General features: G+C 63.1%; 15 protein-coding genes and 3 pseudogenes. 8 read left to right on the top strand and 10 right to left on the bottom strand.

The window, feature by feature from the left end:
- Positions 1-71: 71 nt before the first annotated feature.
- A complete protein-coding gene (locus tag JFV30_RS13545) occupies positions 72-1,178 on the top strand; it encodes a sugar diacid recognition domain-containing protein (RefSeq protein WP_010171361.1) in 1,107 nt (368 codons plus the stop codon).
- A gap of 91 nt (positions 1,179-1,269) precedes the next feature.
- On the top strand, positions 1,270-2,412 hold the full coding sequence (locus tag JFV30_RS13540) for a glycerate kinase (RefSeq protein WP_201124279.1): 1,143 nt from the start codon (positions 1,270-1,272) through the stop codon (positions 2,410-2,412).
- On the opposite strand, the gene JFV30_RS13535 is transcribed toward JFV30_RS13540, so the two are convergent.
- The 4 genes and pseudogenes from JFV30_RS13535 to JFV30_RS13520 all read right to left on the bottom strand — a co-directional run bounded on the left by JFV30_RS13535 (position 2,409) and on the right by JFV30_RS13520 (position 6,687).
- Complete coding sequence (locus tag JFV30_RS13535; RefSeq protein ID WP_201124278.1) at positions 2,409-3,521, bottom strand: class II histone deacetylase; 1,113 nt, start codon at positions 3,519-3,521, stop codon at positions 2,409-2,411. The two genes, JFV30_RS13540 and JFV30_RS13535, sit on opposite strands and share 4 nt — an antisense overlap.
- A 13-nt stretch (positions 3,522-3,534) precedes the next feature.
- Positions 3,535-4,710, bottom strand: a complete 1,176-nt coding sequence (locus JFV30_RS13530) for an MFS transporter (RefSeq protein WP_201124277.1) — start codon at positions 4,708-4,710, stop codon at positions 3,535-3,537.
- A gap of 22 nt (positions 4,711-4,732) precedes the next feature.
- Positions 4,733-5,607: pseudogene (locus JFV30_RS13525) on the bottom strand (transporter).
- Positions 5,608-5,715: 108 nt separating this feature from the next.
- A complete protein-coding gene (locus JFV30_RS13520; RefSeq protein ID WP_201124276.1) occupies positions 5,716-6,687 on the bottom strand; it encodes a helix-turn-helix transcriptional regulator in 972 nt (323 codons plus the stop codon).
- A gap of 204 nt (positions 6,688-6,891) precedes the next feature.
- Here JFV30_RS13520 and JFV30_RS13515 point away from each other — a divergent pair, with 204 nt between their 5' ends.
- Complete coding sequence (locus tag JFV30_RS13515) at positions 6,892-7,404, top strand: GNAT family N-acetyltransferase (protein ID WP_201124275.1); 513 nt, start codon at positions 6,892-6,894, stop codon at positions 7,402-7,404.
- Here the strand turns inward: JFV30_RS13515 and JFV30_RS13510 are convergent.
- On the bottom strand, positions 7,401-8,096 hold the full coding sequence (locus tag JFV30_RS13510; RefSeq protein WP_201124274.1) for an aspartate/glutamate racemase family protein: 696 nt from the start codon (positions 8,094-8,096) through the stop codon (positions 7,401-7,403). The genes JFV30_RS13515 and JFV30_RS13510 overlap by 4 nt on opposite strands.
- A 126-nt stretch (positions 8,097-8,222) precedes the next feature.
- Here JFV30_RS13510 and JFV30_RS13505 point away from each other — a divergent pair, with 126 nt between their 5' ends.
- Positions 8,223-8,717 (top strand): hypothetical protein, encoded by a 495-nt coding sequence (locus JFV30_RS13505; RefSeq protein ID WP_010171343.1) that lies wholly within the window; start codon positions 8,223-8,225, stop codon positions 8,715-8,717.
- Positions 8,718-8,832: 115 nt separating this feature from the next.
- Here the strand turns inward: JFV30_RS13505 and JFV30_RS13500 are convergent, their stop codons facing one another.
- Positions 8,833-9,054 carry a cbb3-type cytochrome c oxidase subunit 3 gene (locus tag JFV30_RS13500; RefSeq protein WP_169388588.1) on the bottom strand — a complete coding sequence of 74 codons (222 nt, stop codon included), beginning with the start codon at positions 9,052-9,054 and terminating at the stop codon, positions 8,833-8,835.
- Complete coding sequence (ccoN, locus tag JFV30_RS13495; RefSeq protein ID WP_201124273.1) at positions 9,054-10,481, bottom strand: cytochrome-c oxidase, cbb3-type subunit I; 1,428 nt, start codon at positions 10,479-10,481, stop codon at positions 9,054-9,056. Before ccoN ends, JFV30_RS13500 begins: the two co-directional genes overlap by 1 nt.
- 207 nt (positions 10,482-10,688) lie before the next feature.
- On the opposite strand from ccoN, the gene aldA reads away from it, so the two are divergent.
- The 4 genes and pseudogenes from aldA (at position 10,689) to JFV30_RS13475 (ending at position 16,356) form a co-directional block, all read left to right on the top strand.
- Positions 10,689-12,113, top strand: a complete 1,425-nt coding sequence (gene aldA, locus JFV30_RS13490; RefSeq protein WP_201124272.1) for an aldehyde dehydrogenase — start codon at positions 10,689-10,691, stop codon at positions 12,111-12,113.
- A gap of 76 nt (positions 12,114-12,189) precedes the next feature.
- Positions 12,190-13,499 (top strand): annotated as a pseudogene (locus JFV30_RS13485) (MFS transporter).
- 1 nt (position 13,500) lies between these two features.
- Positions 13,501-14,718, top strand: coding sequence for a mandelate racemase/muconate lactonizing enzyme family protein (locus tag JFV30_RS13480; RefSeq protein ID WP_201124270.1), 1,218 nt, complete (start codon positions 13,501-13,503; stop codon positions 14,716-14,718).
- Positions 14,719-14,745: 27 nt separating this feature from the next.
- Complete coding sequence (locus JFV30_RS13475; protein ID WP_201124268.1) at positions 14,746-16,356, top strand: GMC family oxidoreductase; 1,611 nt, start codon at positions 14,746-14,748, stop codon at positions 16,354-16,356.
- A gap of 32 nt (positions 16,357-16,388) precedes the next feature.
- On the opposite strand, the gene JFV30_RS13470 is transcribed toward JFV30_RS13475, so the two are convergent.
- The 3 genes and pseudogenes from JFV30_RS13470 to JFV30_RS13460 all read right to left on the bottom strand — a co-directional run bounded on the left by JFV30_RS13470 (position 16,389) and on the right by JFV30_RS13460 (position 20,788).
- Entirely contained in the window at positions 16,389-17,309 is a 921-nt protein-coding gene (locus tag JFV30_RS13470; RefSeq protein WP_201124265.1) for a pyridoxal-phosphate dependent enzyme, read from the bottom strand.
- A gap of 37 nt (positions 17,310-17,346) precedes the next feature.
- A complete protein-coding gene (locus tag JFV30_RS13465; protein ID WP_201124263.1) occupies positions 17,347-18,750 on the bottom strand; it encodes a sodium:solute symporter family protein in 1,404 nt (467 codons plus the stop codon).
- 929 nt (positions 18,751-19,679) lie between these two features.
- Positions 19,680-20,788: pseudogene (locus JFV30_RS13460) on the bottom strand (DSD1 family PLP-dependent enzyme).
- Positions 20,789-20,845 lie beyond the last annotated feature (57 nt).

The raw sequence follows: 20,845 nt of genomic DNA, 5'->3' as shown, positions 1-20,845 counted from the left end.
GTGCTCGCGCACAGTCAGGCATGGTTTGCGCTGTGCCTATGAACAACCCGTTTTTTCAGGAATTTAGCCCCATGTTCGAGCTGGATCATGACCTGGCGCAGGATATCGTCAATCGCACCATGGCGATCCTGCCCTACAACGTCAACGTCATGGACAGCCAGGGCCTGATTCTGGGCAGTGGCGAACCGGAGCGTATCAACACCCGCCATGAAGGCGCGCAACTGGTGCTGGCGAACGTGCGCGTGGTGGAAATCGACAGCCAGACCGCCAAGCACCTCAAGGGCGTGCAGCCCGGGATCAACCTGCCGTTGTTGCACGATCAGCGCCTGATCGGCGTGCTGGGTATTACCGGCGAGCCGGAAGTGCTGCGCACCTATGCCCAGCTGGTGCGCATGACCGCCGAAATGCTGGTGAGCCAGCGCCACCAGCAAGCCGAGCAGCAATGGCGCCGCCAGCGTTGCGATGATCTGTTGGCGCTGCTGCTGGCCGAGACCGGCGATTCGCCGCGCCTGGTGGACGAAGCGCAGCAACTGGGCCTCAAGCCGCAATTGGCGCGCACGCCGTACCTGTTTGAACTGGGCAGCGGCCAGTCGGCCGAGGCCTTGAGCGCCTGGCTGACCTCGCGCTACCCCGACAGCTGGTGCGTCAGCTCCGCGCAGTTTTCCCTGCTGTGGTGCCGGCCGGCGTCAGTGCAAGTCGACAACCCGCGCCTGCTGGAAAAGCTCGAAGGCCTGGGCTGGAACATCCTGAGGGTTGCCGTCGGCGGCCAGGCGGACGGCCTGGCCGGGCTGCGCCGTTGCTACCGACGCGTCGGCGATCTGCTCGCCTATGGCCGCGATGTGTTGCCCGAATCACGCTTGCTGACCCTGACCCGTTACCGACTGCCGGTGATGCTCTGGCGCCACCGCAACGACGATGCCCTCGACGAACTGCTCAACCCGCTGCGCAAGGTGCTGGCCAAGGACAGCAACGGCCAGTTGCTGGCGACCCTGCGCAGCTGGTGCGACCACGACGGGCAAAGCCAGGCCTGCGCCGATGCGCTGGGCATCCACCGCAACAGCCTGCGCTACCGCATGGAGCGCATTGCCGAGTTGAGCGGCGTTGACCCGCTGACCCTCGACGGCATGCTCGCGTTGTACCTCGGCGTGCAGCTCTTGCCCCAGGCTTTGTCGAAATGAACAACAAACCCCAGCCACTCTTGTGCAATGGACCGGCGTTATTGCCTGAGCCAACTGGCAGCATGGGCGTTATAAAAACCGGAGAAAGCCCATGAAAATCATCATCGCCCCCGACTCGTTCAAGGACAGCCTGAGTGCCGAAGGCGTGGCGAATGCCATTGCCGAGGGGTTGGCCACGGTGTGGCCCGACGCCGAGCTGATCAAGTGCCCGATGGCGGACGGTGGTGAGGGCACGGTGGAGTCGGTACTCGCCGCCTGCCAGGGCGAGCTGCGTAGCACCAACGTGCAAGGGCCGTTGGGCGCCCGCATTGATGCGCATTGGGGCTGGTTGGCCGAAAGCCACACTGCAATCATCGAAATGGCCGAGGCCAGCGGCTTGCAGTTGGTGCCGCCGGGTAAGCGGGATGCCTGTTCCAGCAGCACCTTTGGCACTGGCGAACTGATCCGCGCGGCACTGGATGCCGGCGCCCGGCGCATCATCCTGGCGATTGGCGGTAGCGCCACCAACGACGGCGGCGCCGGCGCGATGCTGGCCCTCGGTGTGCAATTGTTTGATGCCGAAGGTGCCGCATTGCCCTTGGGCGGACTGTCACTGGCCAAGCTGTCGCGCATCAGCCTGGAACAACTGGACCCACGCCTGGCCGAGGTGAGCTTCGAAATCGCTGCCGACGTGAATAACCCGCTGTGCGGCTCCCACGGTGCCTCCGCGATTTTCGGCCCGCAAAAAGGTGCCAATCCCCAACAAGTCGAGCAGTTGGACGCCGCCCTCGGCCATTTCGCCGATCACTGCGCGAAAGTCTTGCCGAAAGACGTGCGTGACGAGCCCGGCAGCGGCGCCGCCGGTGGCTTGGGGTTCGCCGCCAAGGCGTTCCTGGGCGCGCAATTTCGTGCCGGGGTTGAAGTCGTCGCTGAACTGGTGGGACTTGAACACGCCGTGCGCGGCGCCGACCTTGTGATCACCGGCGAAGGCCGTTTCGACGCCCAGACCCTGCGGGGCAAAACCCCGTTTGGCGTGGCGCGGATTGCCAAACAGCACAACGTGCCGGTGATCGTGATCGCCGGCACGTTGGGTGAGGGTTATGAGCAGATGTACGCCCACGGTGTGGATGCCGCGTTCGCCTTGCCGTCCGGCCCGACTACCCTGGAGCAGGCCTGCAGCGAGGCGCCGCGCCTGTTGCGCGAACGCGCCTCGGACATCGCCCGGGTCTGGCGCCTGGCGGCCTCGGCGGTTTAAGCCTCAAAGCCCTGCGCCAGTTGGTCGACCCACTGGCGCTGAAAGCCCAGCAGCGCGTCCTTGGGCTGCTGCAGCTGGACAAACGCCAGCATCGGGTCTTCCACCGCCGTGCGCACGCCGGCCAATTCCTCCAGCGCCGCCAGCCCGCAAAACGGCACGTAGGCCTCGCTGTAGCCGCCTTCATGCACCAGTACCAGGCGGCCCTGGCACAGCCGCTCGGCAGCCTCACGCACCGTGCGGGTCATCAGGCGGAACGACTCGCTGTGCAGCAGCATCCGCGCCAGCGGGTCGACGGCGTTGGCGTCGTAACCGCAGGCGACGATGATCAGTTCGGGCTCGAACCGCTCCAGGGCCGGCACCACGATGCGTTCCATCGCATGCAGGTACGCCGCGTGGCCGCTGCCGGGTGGCAACGGGATATTGATATTCGCACCCAGGCCCGCGCCGTGGCCACGATCCTGTTCACCGCTGTAACCCGGCGGATAGCAACCGTCCTGGTGCAGGGAGATCGTCAATACATCGCCGCGTGCTTCGAAGATGGACTGGGTACCGTTGCCATGGTGCACATCCCAGTCGATCACCGCGACCTTGCCCAGCCCACGGCGCGCCTTGGCCGCCTCGATGGCGATGGCGATGTTTGCCAGGAAGCAAAACCCCATGGCGCCGTCCGCCAGGCAGTGATGCCCCGGTGGCCGCGACAGCGAGTAGGCATTCCCGACGTGCCCGCTCAGCACCGCGTCCACCGCAGCGATGGTCAACCCGGCAGAGAGTTTGGCGATCTCGTAGCTGCCCGGGCCAATCGGCGCCTGGGGCCCCAGCTCGCCGCCGCCGGCATCGCTCAGGGCCTTGAAGCGTTGCAGGTAGTCGGCGCCGTGTACTCGCCGCAAATCCTCCTCCGTGGCCGGGGCGGCACTGTGCTGTTGCAGGTGACGGCTCAGCCCGGACACGTCCAGCAGGCTTTTCAAACGCCGCTTGGTCTCCGGTGACTCGGCATGCCCGGTGCCGGCAGGCGGCTGCACCCAGCCGCCCACCGGCAAAGTCAGGGCGTGGGGGCCGGCGCTGTGCCAGAGGCTTAGTTCATCAAAGAAAAACGCAGTGGATCGGTTCATCAGAGTCTCCAGTTCAGCGGGTTAAAACAGCGTCAGGCGGGGTGCGGCTGCCGAGCATCAGCGCCAGGGACAACAAGGTGATGGCGGCGCCGCCCACCAGTAGCGAGGTAAACCCGCCGCTGGCCTCGATCAGCCGCCCGGCAATCGCCGGCCCGATGGCCAGGCCGGCGCCGATCACCAGGTTGGAGGTGTTCATCAGCTTGCCGCTGCGGTCGAGGTCAGCCAGGCAGGCGAGAATCAGCGGCAGGATGAAGGTCCAGGTGAACTTGAACAGCAGCGCCGCCAGGGCAAAGCGCATCAGCGTCGGCGTTCCGCTCAGCAACAGCACGGCACCCGCCATCAGGGCGTAGCCGGCCAGCAACAGCAGCAGGCGCGGCAGCCGCGTACCGATGACTGAGGCACACCCGGCGCCGACGATTCCCATCACCGTGGCCAGGGCCAGCACTTCACCGCTGTGTTGTGCGGAGATCCCCGCGCTGCTGCCGATGGCGCCGATAAAGGTCCAGACGCCGCCGAGGCTGATATAGAAAGTCAGTATCCCGGCGATGCCCAGCGCAGCCTTAACCCGGGAGCCCGGCAATGGCGCGGCGTCGGTTGGCTGGCGCGGCGGGCTGCCGGATGGAAAGCAGCGGGCCAGGGGCAGCAGCAGCGTCATCAACCCCGCAAGAATCAAGTAGCAGGCGCCGAGCCCATAGCGCGCAAACAACCCGGGCAACACCCCGAGGCCGACGGCGCCGACCACCAGTTGCCCCATCACCCACAAGCCGTAGATCCGGCTGGGGTTGGCGGTGGCGGCCGCGCTGGCCAGGCAGATGATCATCAGCGACCCGCCCGCCAGGGCACTCATAAAGCGCAAGGCAAGCAAGGTGGCGTAGGTGTCGGCGAGCATCGACAGCAGGTTGGCGGCAATGAACGCAATGGCGGCCACCAGCGCTGCCAGGCGCCAGTCCACCCGCTTGAGCCACCAGAACGCAGGCAAGGTGGCCAGGCTCATCGCCCCCAGCTCGGTGGAGAACAGGTCGCCGATGTGTGACGGGCTCAGTTGCCATTGGCTGGCCAGTTGCGCGGCCACCGCCGGTGCGGTCATCAGGATGGTCGGGGTGATGGCGGCGAACAGGATGATCGCCGCCAGCAAGGGCCAGGAACGCGCCGAATAGCCGGCGGTTGCAGCGTGGGTCTGAGTGTTCATGGGCAAGCTCCGGGAAAGTGATTCAGAACACATGGACCAGCCGCAGCAGGGCGTCGGTGCCCGCGTAGCCGTTGGACGCCGCGACGTTTTGCGAAAGGCTGAACATCAGCTGGTTCTGCCGGTCGAGCCAGTGACCCACCTCGAAACCCACCTGGGTGTAGCGTTTATGGGTGTCGTCGATGCGCTGGTCGTTGATGCGCAGGGCGCCGCCATCGGCATGGATCAGGCGCAGTGCGCCGTAGGTGGCGGGGCTGAAGTCGTAGGAGGCGAAGGCTTGCAGGCGGTACAGGGGGTCTTGCTTGAGGTCGCTGCCGAAATAGTCGTCATTGGTGCCGTACAGCTGGGCTTCGAGGTTGGCTTCCAGCACCCATTTCTCGCCCATGCCCTGGGTGTAGTTGTAAACGAAGGTCGCGCCCCAGCGATTGGCGCCGGGGGACACGTCGGGGTTTTTGCTGTGGTACTCGCCCACCGGCACGGTGATCAGGCTCAACAGCCCGCTGTAAGTGCGCGAGGCCGGGTCGTTGATGAAAAACAGCGTGCCGCCGACCTGCGGATCACCAAAGCCGCTCTCGCCGGTGTGCTGGCTGGCGCCGGGCAAGCGTGCGTTGATGTCGGCGAAGGGCAGGATAAATTGCGGGGTGCACAGCGTGCCGCAGACGTCAGTGAAAAACACCTGGCGGTACGCCACGGCGTTGACCTTCAAGTCGGCCTTGCCCGTGGTGTCGGCCGGGCCGTGGAAATCATCGTAGCGTGAGGCGGGCAAGTACAGCACGCCGAGGCTGGTGCCGGACGGCGCGCCGAAAAATCCCGGGCGTTGAGGTCGGCAGCCTGGCTGTCGAGGCTCAGCAGGGTACCGCCCAGCAGCATGGCCAGGTGACGCAAGGTAGGGTGATTCATCGCAAGGCATCTCTTATGGACTGTTATGGATGGCAGCGGAAAATGGGCAAAGGGCGCCCGTGGCCGTCAAAACGACAGCGCAAAAAAGCAATGGATAAAGGGCTGAGATCAGTCGGGCGGGGCGTGCAGCAAGTGCGCGATGCGCGCCTTGTCCTTGACCCCAAGCTTGCTGTAGATGGCGCGGATGTGATGACGCACGGTGTTCGGCGACAAGCCCAGGTCGCGGGCGACTTCCTTGTAGGTCTTGCCTTCGCCAAAGCCCTGAGCCACGTCGTTTTCCCGCGGGCTCAGTTGGGGCAGCGCGCGGTTGATGCGCGCCGCCAACAGAAACTGGTCACCCACGGCCGAGGCCTCGATGTGGATGTGCTTGCCCTCATGCCCGCGTTCATCCAACGGCAGCGGCAGGGTGGGACCGCTCCATTGCGGCCACTCACTGAGCAACAGGTCGACAAACCCGCGTTCGGCACACTGCAACACCCCGCGCTGGTCGCATACCGCCAGGGCCAGGTTGCGCGGGCTGGTGAGGGTTTCGCGCATGGCCACCAGGGTGCGGATCTGATTCGCCGAAACCGACGCCACCAGGTGCAGCATCAGGTTGTTCAGCAGTTGGCAGTCGTCCTGGTTGTAGCGGGGCGCGCCGGGCTTGCGGTACAGGCTCAAGTGATCGCTGAGGCGGGTTTGCGGGTCGACGTGAATCACGCACAACAACTCGCCAATGCCGTAGCGCTGCCCCAACCAGTTCTGGCCCGGGCCGTTGGCGGGGTCGAGCATGTCGACAATCACCGCCTGGCCGGGCGCTTCGTGCACCAGCCCGACCGTCACGTCCACATGGCGGATCGATTGCCAGTCGGCCAGGTACGTGGCGGGCAGATGATGCAGGTAGCTGCTGTGTTCCTCCGGCAGGCCATCGATGATCGCCGCACGGCCCCACCAGGCGCTGTCGAAAGGCAGCAACTGGCTGATGCGCGTCAGGGCATGGCCATGAAACTGTTCAATGTCCTGGTGTTGGGCCAGGCGTTGCAGATCAAGCGTCAGGGTGCTGAAAGCCTGTAACAGGCCAGGAAGATCAAGGCGGCTCATGGGCGTTCCTCTGTGGGACTTTTTTATTGTTTTAGTCACAGGGTTTGAAGGCCGAAACGGGGCAGGGCCTGGGTGAAGTATCGGCGCTGCGAGGGGCGATCGCTATCCTACAGATGCACGATGTGCGGCTGGATTTGTGCTCGCCAAAAAGCCGCTGTGCCGCCTACACTGGTCGGCCACGTGTTTTTCACAGGACGAAACACCATGCACACACCTGAACCCAAAATCGTTATCACGCGCTTCACCGAGGCCCACCTTGAAGGCGTCACTGCGCTCTACAACGATCCGGCTGTCTGCCGTCAGGTGCTGCAAATGCCTTTCCAGTCGGTCGAGGCCTGGCGCAAACGCCTGGTGCAGGACAACGAGCGGCGGCTACAGCTGGTGGCGCTGCATGCCGGCGAGGTGATCGGCCAGCTCGGCCTTGAACAGTACTTGCGGGTGCGCCAAAGCCACGTCGGTTCGTTCGGCATGGGCGTGGCCACCGCCTGGCAGGGCCAGGGCGTGGGCTCCCGGTTGCTGGGCGCCGCGCTGGAGGTGGCGGACAACTGGATGAACCTGCACCGGGTGGAACTGACGGTGTACGCCGACAACGAAGCCGCCCACCGCCTGTACCACAAGTTCGGCTTCGAGACCGAAGGCCGGCTGCGGGATTACGCCGTGCGTGACGGCGTATTCGTCGACACCCTGACCATGGCGCGCATCCGCAAGCCTGCCTAGTCGTCCTGCAACGCAAACGCCACCGCAGCCTGCGCATGCAGCTCGGTGGTGTCCAGCAGTGGCAGGTCGCTGTGCTGCGGTTTGATCAACAGGCTGATTTCCGTGCAACCGAGGATGATGGCCTGGGCGCCGCGTGCCGCCAGGGACCCGATCACCCGTTGGTACACCTCGCGCGATGCGTCGCTGATCACCCCGACACACAACTCCTCATAGATGATCCGGTGCACGGCCTGGCGCTCTTCTGCGTCCGGCACCAGCACGGTCAGCCCCTGGGCCGCCAGGCGTGACTTGAGAAATTCCTGTTCCATGGTAAACGCGGTGCCCAGCAGGCCGACGGTGAGGGTGCCGGCCTCTACCGCCGCCGCGCCGGCCGCGTCTGCAATATGCAGAAACGGTATGGACACCGCTGCTTCAATACGCGGTGCCACCAGATGCATGGTGTTGGTACACAGCACGATGCATTCGGCGCCACCGGCTTGCAGGCGACGGGCGGCGTCTTCGAGGATCAGCGCTGCGTCATCCCAGCGGCCTGCATGCTGGGCCTGCTCCACCGGGCCGAAGTCGACGCTGTACATCAACAGTTGCGCCGAGCGCAGCGGCCCGAGTTGGTCGCGCACGCTCTGGTTGATGATGCGGTAATACTCGGCGCTGGACTCCCAGCTCATGCCGCCGATAAGGCCGATGGTGCGCATTCGATGCTCCTGAAATGGACGGGCGAGGGCACCACATTACCCAAGCGCGGTGCTTTAGTCATACGCCGGTGTGCCGCATCTGCCATGATCAAGGCTCGCAACCTGGGTCACCCAAGGAACACGGCAATGGACGATGTACAACAACTGGGCGAGATGCTTCGTCATTACGCCGACAGCGAAGCCCACAAGAAGCAGCAGTTCGACGTGCAGTCGGCCCATTGGGCGCAGAAGATCGGCGAGCTGTTCGGCCAGATCGAGCAGTGGCTGGAGCCGGTGAAAACCGTCGGTTTGCTGGAAGTGCAGCGCGAAGCGTATGTGGCTTCCGGCCCGAGCGTACCGGTGGAGACCTCCACCTTTAAAACCGAGAAACTGACCATCCATATTGCCGGCAAACCCGTGGAGTTCGTGCCGGATGTAATGGGCGCCGGCGGCCTGATTTCGCTGTCGGTGATGGGCTTGACCGCCGCCCGCTACGGCAGCATTTCCCTGGTGCTGCTGCCGGGGAAAAACGACTGGTTGTGGAAGAAAACCAACGGCCTGAAAGATCCGGACACCTTCGGCTTCGATGCCAACTTCCTGGCCTTGCAGTTGCAGAGCCTGATTCCCCGCGAACGCGGGTGAGTCATGGCTTCTGTGGGAGCTGGCTTGCCTGCGATAGCATCACCGCGGTGTTTCATAAGCACCGAGTGGCCCGCATCGCAGGCAAGCCAGCTCCCACATTGATCGTATTCCTTTTTCAGATATCGACATTGCCCCAACCCGGCTTTGCCTCTTCAGGCGCCACCGCGTTGACCCGCTTGCCCGTTGCCAACTCCACCCGCCGTGCCACTTCCGGGTCGTCGGCGAACGGCATCAGGCTGGCCTCATCCAGGCTCTCCCTCGACTCACCCCGCAAGCAATACTCCACCGCACCATACAGGCCGATCACCGCCGCCAGGTTCAGCACGACCTCCCACATCAGGCGATCCGCGCGTCAAGCTGCGCCACCTTCAAGTCCGCCACCCGCACCGTGCGCCAGGTGTTGTACGCCATCAGCAACATGCCGCTGAGGAAAAATACCCCGCCGACAAAGCGCACCACAAACCCCGGATGGCTGGCCTGCAAGGCTTCCACAAAGGAGTAGGTGAGGGTGCCGTCATCGTTCACCGCCCGCCACATCAGGCCCTGGGTGATGCCGTTGACCCACATCGAGGCGATGTACAGCACTGTGCCAATGGTCGCCAGCCAGAAGTGCATATTGATCAGCCCTACGCTGTGCATCTGCGTGCGCCCGAAGACCTTCGGGATCATGTGGTACAGCGAGCCAAACGTGATCATCGCCACCCAGCCCAGCGCGCCGGCGTGGACGTGGCCGATGGTCCAGTCGGTGTAGTGGGAGAGGGCGTTGACGGTCTTGATCGCCATCATCGGCCCTTCAAACGTCGACATGCCGTAGAACGCCAGCGACAGCACCAGGAAGCGCAGGATCGGGTCGGTGCGCAATTTATGCCAGGCCCCCGAGAGCGTCATCATGCCGTTGATCATCCCGCCCCAGCTGGGCGCCAGCAGGATCAGCGACATCGCCATGCCCAGCGACTGTGCCCAGTCCGGCAGCGCGGTGTAGTGCAAGTGATGGGGGCCGGCCCAGATATACAGGGTGATCAACGCCCAGAAGTGCACGATGGACAGGCGATAGGAATACACCGGCCGCCCGACTTGCTTGGGCACGAAGTAGTACATCATCCCCAGAAAGCCCGTGGTCAGGAAGAAACCCACGGCGTTGTGCCCGTACCACCACTGCACCATGGCGTCGGTGGCCCCGGAATACACCGGGTAAGACTTGAACCAGTCCACCGGGATCGACAGGTGATTGACCACGTGCAGCATCGCGATCACCACGATAAACGCACCAAAGAACCAGTTGCCGACGTAGATGTGCTGGGTCTTGCGCTGCACCACGGTGGTGAAAAACACGATCGCATAGGCGACCCACACCACGGTCATCCACACGGCGCCGCTGAACTCGATCTCGGCGTATTCCTTGGTGGTGGTGTAGCCCAGCGGCAGGCTGACCAACATGATCACGATCACCGATTGCCAGCCCCAGAATGTGAAGGCTGCGAGCTTGTCCGAGTACAGCCGTACCTGGCAGGTGCGCTGTACTGCGTAGTAGCTGGCGGCGAATTGCGCGCTGCCGGCAAAGCCGAAGATCACAAGGCTGGTGTGCAGCGGGCGCAGGCGCCCGAAGGTGGTCCAGGGCAGGTCGAGGTTCATCTCGGGCCAGACCAGTTGCGAGGCGATCCACACGCCCATGGCCATGCCGACCACGCCCCAAACGATGGTTGCAATGACGAATTGACGCACGACCTTGTAGTTGTAGGCCTGTGCGGTTGATGGTGGTTGCATGCTTAGTCCTCCCACGGTTCCAAGTGGGCGGCACTGTAGGAAGGATGGGCGGAACAATACAGACTCAGACCCGGGTCATTAATACGGATCAGCCACTAACCTGCATTTTTCGCACGTTACCCCCGTCAATAAATCATTTGTCCAACCCCCGCCCAATGACAAAACTGCAAGTCACTCGCAAAACAACAACGATTGGGCAAAAACCACATGCAAATCGAGCGCAACTTTTTCAACGGCCAGTTTGCCGAACCTGCCACCACCGCACGGATCGCGGTCTATAACCCTGCGACCGAGGCCCAGGTAGGCAAGGTGTCCGCCGCCACCCCCGACGAGGCCATTGCCGCCGTCGACGCCGCCGCAACCGCACAGAAAACCTGGGGCAAGCTCACCAGCATCCAGCGCGCCGAGCACCTGCGGGCTTTCGCCGACGCCCTCGAAACCTGCGCTGAAAGCATAGGCAAGGCGCTGGCCAGCGAGTCCGGCAAGAGCCTCGACGACGCCAGCAACGAAGCCCGCTACGCCGCACAAATCACCCGTTACCACGCCGAATGGGCTCGCCGCATTGAAGGCGAAATCATCCCCAGCGACACCCCGGACGAAAACCTGTTCCTGCAACGCGAGCCGATTGGCGTCGTGGCGTGCCTGATCCCGTTCAACTACCCGGTCTACACCCTGTTGCGCAAAATCGCCCCGGCGCTGATTGCCGGCAACACCGTGGTGGTGCGCCCGAGCAATAACACCCCGTTGTCCGCCTTCGAAATCGCCCGCGCGGTTGAGCAGTCGGGCATGCCGGCCGGCGTGATCAACATCCTGACCATGGACCACGCCACCGCCGCCGCCCTGTGCACCCACAAGGCCGTGGGCTTGATCACGCTGACAGGCAGCGTCAACGCCGGGCGCATCGTGCTGGATTACTGCAAGGCCAACATCGCCAAGCCGTCCCTGGAACTCGGCGGCAAGACCCCGGCAATCATCGAGGCCGACGCCGACCTGGAAAAAGCCGCCAGCGATATCATCGCGTCCAAGACCACCCACTGCGGCCAGTTGTGCACGGCGGTCGAGCGCGTGTACGTGCAGGAAAGCGTCCACGACCGATTCCTGGCCCTGCTCAAGGCCAAGATCAGCGCCGTAAAATTTGGCAATCGTGCCACGGACGCCGGCCTGATGGGCCCGCTGGTCAACGCCAGCTCCCGGCAGAATATTCACGCCATGGTCGAGCGCGCCGTCGCCGACGGTGCTGTACTGGAAACAGGCGGCGTACTGCCCGAAGGTCCTGGCCATTTCTACCCGCCGACCCTGCTCAGTGGCTGCCGCCAGGCCATGGAAATCATCCAGGAAGAAATCTTCGGCCCGGTGCTGCCGGTGCTCAAGTACCGCGACATCGACGAAGCCCTGGCCATGGCCAACGACCACCAGTTCGGCCTGTCGTCGGTGCTCTACACCGAGAACTACCGCACGGCCATGAAAGTCGCCAATGCCATTGAGGCCGGCGAGTTGTACGTCAATCGCACCCCGGCGGACCCTTACCAGGGCTTCCACGCCGGCTGGAAACGCTCAGGGCTGGGCGGCGATGACGGCAAGCACGGGATGCTTGAGTTCACCCAGACCCGTTTGGTGGTCATGAAGTACTGAGTCACCGACCACCGGCTTTACCTCAATAAAAACAATTATCGGGGCACCCGCGCATCGGGTGCCCGAGGTCTACAAGATGTCCAAGCCTGCACCCGTTGCCCAGGGTTTCGATGCCGTGTCCGCGGCCAAAAGCGACAAAGCCAGTCGCTACTTCCAATTGATGTTGCTGGTGCTGGCCGCCGGGGCGATCTACCCGATCCTCTACCTGCGCCAGGTCTACCAGACCACCATGCTCGACGTGTTCCAGATCAACCACAGCCAGCTGGGTTATCTGTATTCAATGCTCGGCACGATCTTCCTCCTCAGCTACCTGCCCAGCGGCTGGTTGGCGGATCGCCTGCCGCCGCGCTTCCTGATCTTTTTTCACTGGTGGCCACCGGCGCCCTGGGCATCTGGTACTCCACCGTGCCGTCGATGACCGGCCTGATGATTATCTTCGGCTGCTGGGGCCTGACCACCGGCCTGACCTTCTGGGCTTCGGTGCTCAAGCGGGTGAAGATGATTGCCCATCACAGTGAGCAAGGCCGGTTCTTCGGCATCCTCGACGGCGGCCGTGGCCTGGTGGAAGCCTTGCTGGCCACCGTGGCCCTGGGGCTGTTCGCCTATGCCACCGAAACCCGCAGCCAGACGGCCGCCGAAGGTTTCAAGCATGTGGTGTACCTGTATTCGTTCGTGTGCATCGCCATTGGTTGTGTGCTGGTGCTGCTCAAGGACCCCAAGTCCATGGCCGAAACCGCGGCGGTGGAGAAGGGCAAGTTCAACCTGATCGCCGACCTCACCACCCTGGTGAAAATCCCTGAGCTGTGGCTGGTGACTGCCATTGTGTTCTGCGGTTATCACATGTTCTGGGCCACCTACAGCTTCTCTGACTACCTGCAAGGCAGCGGCATGACCGCCGTGATGGCCGGCACCATCACCACCATCAAGCTGTGGATGCGGCCTATCGGCGGGATCGGCGGCGGCTGGCTGGGGGACAAGTTTTCGAACATCTCGGTACTGATCGTCGCGCTGGTGCTGGTGACCCTGGCGATGGTCGGCCTGATCGTGTTCCCGGCCATTGGCAGCCTCGGCTTGCTGATCGGCACGGTGATCTTTATCGGCCTGATGACCTATGCGATTCGCGGCCTGTACTGGGCGATCCTCGACAGCTGCGATATCCCGCTGCGCATCACCGGCCTGGCCATCGGCATTGTCTCGGTGGTGGGTTACCTGCCTGACACCTTTATCCCGCTGATCAATGGCTACCTCACCGACACGTACCCGGGGCAGGTCGGCTACAACCTGTACTTCGGCTACATCGCCTTCATCGGCGTGCTCGGGACCCTCGCGGCCCTGACCTTGCGCGCCCGGATCAATCGTAAAAAATTCAACCAGACAGGTGCCTGAGATGAAAATCGTCGCCCTTGAAACCCATATTGTCGCCGTACCGCCACCCCACATCGGCGGCATGTACTGGCTGTTCGTCAAACTCAAAACCGACTGCGGCATCGAAGGCGTGGGCGAGATCTACGCCGCTACCTTCGGCCCCAAAGCCATGCTGCCGATCATCGAGGACGTGTTCGAGCGCTACCTGCTCAACCACGACCCGCACCACATCGAGCGTTTCTTCCGCCAGGCGTATTCCAGCGGGTTCACCCAGCGTCCCGACCTGACCATGATGGGCGTGGTCAGCGGCCTGGAAATGGCCTGCTGGGACATCATCGGCAAAGCCGCCAACAAGCCGGTCTATGAGTTGCTGGGCGGCAAGGTCAACGAGCGCCTGCGCTCCTACACCTACCTGTACCCGGTCAACAGCAAGGGCGAGTACGACTACGACGACCCGGACCTGGCCGCCGAGTGCGCCGTCGAGAACATGAACAAGGGCTTCACCGCAGTCAAATTCGACCCGGCAGGCCCCTACACCGCGTACTCCGGCCACCAGATTTCCCTGGAAGTGCTGGAGCGCTGCGAAACCTTCTGCCGTAAGATCCGCGAAGCGGTGGGTGACAAGTGCGACCTGCTGTTCGGCACCCACGGGCAGATGGTGCCGTCGTCGGCCATCCGCCTGGCCAAGCGCCTGGAGAAGTACGACCCGCTGTGGTTCGAAGAGCCCGTGCCACCGGGCCAGGAAGAGGCCATGGCCCAGGTCGCGGCCAAGACCACCATCCCCATCGCCACCGGCGAGCGGCTGACCACCAAGTACGAGTTCTTCAAGCTCTTGCAGGCCGGTGGTGCATCGATCCTGCAAATGAACGTGGCGCGCTGCGGCGGCCTGCTGGAAGCCAAGAAAATCGCGAGCATGGCCGAGGCCTACTACGCGCAAATCGCCCCGCACCTGTACAACGGGCCGATTGGCGCAGCGGCGAGTTTCCAGCTGGCCACGTGCACGCCGAACTTCCTGATCCAGGAAAGCATCATGACCTGGGGCGGCTTCCACGCCGAAGTGCTGACCAAGCCGCTGCAATGGGAGGACGGCTACATCATCCCGTCCACCGAGCCGGGCCTTGGGGTGGAGCTGAACATGGACGTGGTGCGCAAGCACACGCCGTACACCGGCGAACGCCTGCACCTGCAAATGGCGCCTACGCCGGCTGACGTGAAAGACACTTCGCCCGCCAAGGGCTAAAAAAAACGACTGATGCGGTAACTGTGAATGACATACGACTACATCATCGCCGGTGCCGGCGCCGCAGGTTGCGTCCTGGCCAACCGACTCTCCGCCTCGGGCGAGCATTCGGTGTTGCTGCTGGAAGCCGGCGGCAAGGACAGCTCCTGGTGGTTCAAGATCCCGGTCGGTTTTGCCAAGATGTACTACAACCCGACCTTCAACTGGATGTACTACAGCCAGCCGCAAAAACAGCTGGCCGACCGCGCCATCTATGCCCCCCGCGGCAAAGTGCAGGGCGGTTCCGGCTCGATCAACGCCATGATCTACGTGCGCGGCCAGGCCCATGACTTCAATGACTGGGCGGCCAACGGCAACGACGGCTGGGGTTTCGAGGACGTGCTGCCGTACTTCCGCAAGCTGGAAAATCACCCGTTGGGCGACACCGAATACCACGGCAGCAGCGGCCCCATCAGCATCACCCCGATGAAGGGCCAGACCCACGCTATCTGTGATGTGTTCCTCAAGGGCTGCGAGCAGTTGGGCTACGGCCTGAGCGATGACTTCAACGGGCCGGACTTCGAAGGTGCGGGCCTCTACGACGTCAACACCCGCAACGGCGAGCGCTGCTCCAGCAGCTTTGCGCACCTGCACCCGGCGTTGGGTCGACCGAACCTGACGGTGGAACTGCATGCGCTGGTAGACCGTGTGCTGTTCGACGACCAACAGCGGGCCACCGGCATCAGCGTGACCCAGCACGGCGTGGTCCGCACCTTCACCGCGCGCAAGGAGGTGATCCTGTGCGCGGGGGCGGTGGATACGCCAAAGATCCTGCAACTGTCGGGCGTGGCGGACAAGCAACTGCTCGCCGAACACAACATCCCGCTGGTCAAGGACCTGCCGGCGGTGGGGCAGAACCTGCAGGATCACCTGTGCGCGAGCTATTACTACAAGGCCAATATCCCGACCCTGAACGACCAGCTCAGCTCGCTGTTCGGCCAGTTCAAGCTGGGCCTCAAATACCTGCTGACCCGCAAGGGCGCGCTGGCCATGAGCGTCAACCAGGCCGGCGGGTTCTTCCGTGGCAACGCGGAACAGGCGCACCCCAACCTGCAACTGTACTTCAACCCGCTGTCGTACCAGATCCCGAAAAACAACAAGGCCAGCCTCAAGCCCGAGCCGTATTCAGGCTTCCTGCTGTGCTTCAACCCGTGCCGGCCCACCAGCCGCGGGACGATTCGCATCGCCTCGAAAAACCCACGGGATGCGGCCTTGATCGACCCCAACTACCTGAGCACCCAAAAGGACATCGACGAGGTGATCCAGGGCAGCCGGCTGATGCGCACGATCATGCAGGCCCCGGCGCTCAAGGGCGTGACCGTGGCCGAGGTGTTGCCGGGCGCCGCGGTGGAAACCGATGAACAGATGCTGCAGTACTTCCGCGAGAACAGCGGCTCGATCTATCACCTGTGCGGGTCGTGTGCCATGGGCTCGGACCCGTTGGTGTCGGTGGTGGACAAGCGCCTGAAGGTGCACGGGATGCAAGGGTTGCGGATTGTCGATGCGTCGATTTTCCCGAACGTGACGTCAGGGAATACCCACGCAGCGGTGTTGATGGTGGCGGAGAAGGGCGCGGATCTTATCCTGCAGGATGCCTGAACCGATCGTTCCCACGCAGAGCGTGGGAACGATCATAGAGAGGCGGTGTTTTGCCACTGGGCAACCGTTTCTGCGCTGATACTCACCCCACCACACACAATCACCACCACATCCTCAACCCCGGCAATCGCCCCATGCTCCAGATACGCCACGGCCAACGAAACCCCGCACGCCGGCTCCACCAACTGGCGTAAATCATCGGCATACCGCGCCACGCCCATCATCGCCTCGGCATCACTCAGCACCACGCACTGATGGGCAAACTGGCCGATATGTTCAACCGGCCATGCTGCCACCTGGGTCGCGGCCAACGACTTGGCCACGGTATCGATCTTCGCCAGGCGCACCGGCTTTCCAGCCTCCACAGCGGCCGCAAACGAAGCCGCGCCCGCCGTTTCACAGGCAATGACCTTGCAGTCGAACCGTCCATGGCGCTCCAGCCCCGTCAGCACCCCCGCGAGCAATCCACCGCCGCCCACGGAGGTCACGATGGCGCCCACCTGCGGGCAATCCTCAAGAATCTCATCGATCATGCGGCTGTGACCTTCCCACAACAGCGGGTGATCAAAAGCCGGTACATACAACGCGTCCGGCGCTTCGGCGAGTTGCAGCGCCAGCTCGTTGGATTGATCCCACAGATCACCGTGCACCACCACCTCGGCGCCCGCCTGGCGGATACGCTCGCGGGTGGCTTCGGGGGTGGTGGAGGGCACCACGATCCGCGCCTGCAACCCCAGGCCTCTTGCTGCAAAGGCCGTGGCCAACCCGGCATTGCCGCCGGAAGGGCACACCACCGTGGTCTTGCCCTGGCTGGCCGCGTAGGCGCACAGCGTGGTCATCCCGCGCAACTTGAACGAGCCACAGGGTTGCAGGTTCTCAAGCTTCAGCCAGATGCGCCGGGTAGGGGTGGACAGGCCGGGGTGCAGGATCAACGGGGTGCGGATGGGCAGCATTGCGCAACTTCCTTATTGGGTGGGCTGCCATCCTACCTCAGTGAGCGGCCGCCGCCAGGGGTTCGGCCGGTGTCTTGCGGCGCGTCAAATGGCTGATACCCATGATGATCAGCGGCGTAAACAGGGCGATGTACGCGTTGTCGATGCCCCACGGATTACCGGCGAGGAACCAGCCCACGGTCGCCAGCAACGAAGCAATGATGCTCAGGAATGCCCCGGCCGCCGTGCCGAATTTCGGCGCGTAGAACACCATCAACACCAGCACGGCCAGGGAGGCGCGTAACGCCTTGCCGAGGAAGGCAATCATCAGCACCTTGTCAGAAGTCAGCGCCAGGGCAATCGGCAACAGGCCGACGGCGATGGTCGCCAGACGCACGAAGCGCAGCGACTTGGCGTCGCTTTTTTCCGGGTTGAACCAGGGTTCGTAGAAGTCCCGCAGCAACAACGTCGCCGAGCCCATGCTCACCGCCGAAATGGTGCCGAACAGTGAGCCGGCAAGGCCTGCTACCACCAGCCCGGCCGTCAGTTGGTCCATGCTGGCGATCAGAGTCGGAAAGGCTTGCAGCGAATCCACATTGGGAAACAGCACCGCGCTGCACATCCCGATCAATGCCGCGCCGATGCCGAACGGCACCATCAGCACTGCCACGTAGAAACACGCACGCTGGGCCTTGCCCGCATGGCTGACGGTGTTCACCGCCTGGATCACGTATTGGGTGGAGAAGATCGAACCGATACCGGCGATCATCCAGGCGACGATCTGGCCCCAGCCGACGGTGGTCCAGTCAAACATGCTGGCGGGCAATTGCGCCTGCAACTGGCCGATGCCGCCCACTTGCTTCAAGCCAAACCACAGGGCCAGGCCGACGCCCAGGTACTTCAAGGCGGCGTGGACGAAGTTGGTGTAGATCACTGAGCGCATGCCGCCGATGCTGACGTACAGCACCGAGACCACGCCGACGATCACGATCGCGAGGGTTCGGTCCACTTGCATCACACTGGCCAATACCGCGCCGCCGCTGGCGTAGATCGAGACGGCGACGATCTCCAGGGCAAAGATCGTGATGATCGAGGTGGCGAAGCGGGTGCGTTGGCCGTAGTTGCGCGCGAGTACGCCGGAAATGGTGTTGTCGCCCAGGTCCTTGTATTTGCGCGCCAGCAGCCAGGCGAAGAGTACGAAGCCGAGGGCCAGGGCGAACAGGTTCCATGCGGCGGAGATGCCTACCTTGAAACCGGTTTGGGCGGTGCCGATGCTGACTGCGGTGCCGATAAATTCGGAGAGCATCAGGAAGCCGATCAGGAACGCCGGGAAGTGGCCACCGCCGGTGGTGTAGTTGTTGGCGCTGTGGGAATGGCGGCGCACGCCGTAGCTGATCAGTGCCAGGCTCAGCATGTAGAGGCCGGTGATGGACAGCACGATCCAGGAGGAGTGGGTGGGCATTTTTATACTCTTTAGGTATTTTTGTAATTGTGGGTAGTTTCCTCTGGTGGTTTTGCTTTCGTCTAATATCGGGTTGGTATGGTTTGATACTCTTTTGGTATGGGTGAATATCCGTTAGTTAGGTCATGGCGGCTTATGGTTCCGCTCTTACAGCGGGTCACTTTGGAAAAGCCCCAAAGTAACCAAAGGGCTCTGCCCCGCCTGTCGGCACCTCGCCTAGGCTCGGTGTTCCCTCACTCCGGCGCTGCTCCGCGGGCCGCCGCGATGGGCCATCCTTGGCCCAGCGCGGCTAAACCGGCGTCCTGCCGGTTTACCCGCTCCGCACCACCTGCGTTCGGCCTCGGGCTTATTGGGGCAGTCAGATCAAGATCAAAAGCAAGAGCACAGCGGCCTACAGGCCGGCTTGAGTGGTAGAAGCCACAGCAAAAGCCAAAGCGAAAACCAAATCTGAAACTGCTGCGGCTCTGCTTTTCTGTGGGAGCTGGCTTGCCTGCGATGCAGACACCTCGGTTTTTCAGGTACACCGAGGCGATGCCATCGCAGGCAAGCCAGCTCCCACATTTGGACCGTGGCCGCTTTAGATTTTGATCTTGCCTTTGCTTCACACCACTCAAGCCGGCCTGTAGGCCGCTGTGTTCTTGATCTTGCTTTTGATCTTGATCTTAGGCGCCCCGTTAAACCACGCTGGCCGAACGCAGGTAGTACGGAGCGGGTAAACCGGCAGGACGCCGGTTTAGCCGCGACGGGGCAGGGACGCCCCGTCGCGGCGGCCCGCGTAGTAATGCCGGAGTGAGGGCACACCGAGCCTTAGCGAGGTGCCGAGTGGTGGGGCAAGAGCGTTTTGCTTACTTTTGCGCTGTTCAAAAGTGAGCCGCTGTAAGAGCGGAACCCATCGAAGCCATCACCCAAATAACGGATATGTCCCCAATCTACCACCCCCGCAACCGCCCCCAAACCTGCACATCCCCGTTCTCCAACAACGCGCTATAGCTGCCGAACTGCGTCCCCGTAGCACACGCATGGTTAGGCAAAACCCTGAGCCGCGTCCCCAGCGGAAATCGCTCAACCACATCCACCGAAACGCCGTCGAACCAAGCCACCCCATGCTCCTGATTCGCGCTGCCCACCACCAACCCCTCAATCACCTCACCGCCCTCGGTACACACCTGCCCGTACCCAAAATCCCGCTTCTGCGACTGCGTCCCACGGTCCCGACTCATCGCCATCCACCCCGCATCGGTAATGATCCAGCCTTTCTCCGGCTGATGGCCGATCACCGTAGTCAGCACACTCAACGCCAGCTCATCAACGCGGCACACCCCAACGTTATGCATCACCAAATCAAAAAACGCATAAACCCCGGCCCGCAGCTCAGTCACACCCTCCAGGCTGACCGCCGACAGCGCCGTCGGCGTCGAACCCACACTCACCTGCGAACAAGGCAAACCCGCCCCCGAATCACCTCGGCCGCTGCAACACAGCGCTCTCGTTCCTGCTCGGCAATCGCCCGCAACGCCTCAGGCGTATCCAGCCCGTAGCTTTCCCCGGCATGGGTCAACAGCCCGGCAAGCATCCCGCCGCCATGCAGCAGCCTCGCGATCTCCAGCAACAACGGATCCTGAGGCTTCACCCCGGACCGGTGCCCATCACAGTCAATCTCAATCAGCACCGCAAAAACCTCACCCCGCAGCGCGCCAAACTCGACAATCGCCCGGGCCCCGGCAAGGCTGTCGGTGATCAGCGTCAGCGCACACCCCTGACGACGCAACGCCAACGCCTGGGGCAATTTATGCGGCGCCATTGCCACCGCATACAGAACGTCGCGAATGCCGAGGTCGAAAAAATACTCGGCCTCCTTCAACGTCGAAACCGTAATCCCCGTGGCCCCTGCAGCGATTTGCGCCGCCACCACCCCGGCGCATTTATGGGTCTTCACATGGGGCCGCAAGCTCACCCCCAAGTCGTCGGCGCGCCGCTGCATACGCAGGATATTGCGCTGCATCCGGCTCACATCCAGCAAAGCGGTCGGGGTATCCATCGTGCACACTCCAAAAGGTAAATTGACGGTCTATCCAGTACTGGATATGTTGTCTGA

The sequence above is a fragment of the Pseudomonas sp. TH32 genome (assembly GCF_016650855.1).
Taxonomy (GTDB): domain Bacteria; phylum Pseudomonadota; class Gammaproteobacteria; order Pseudomonadales; family Pseudomonadaceae; genus Aquipseudomonas.
This window is presented reverse-complemented; position numbering and strand designations above follow the sequence as displayed.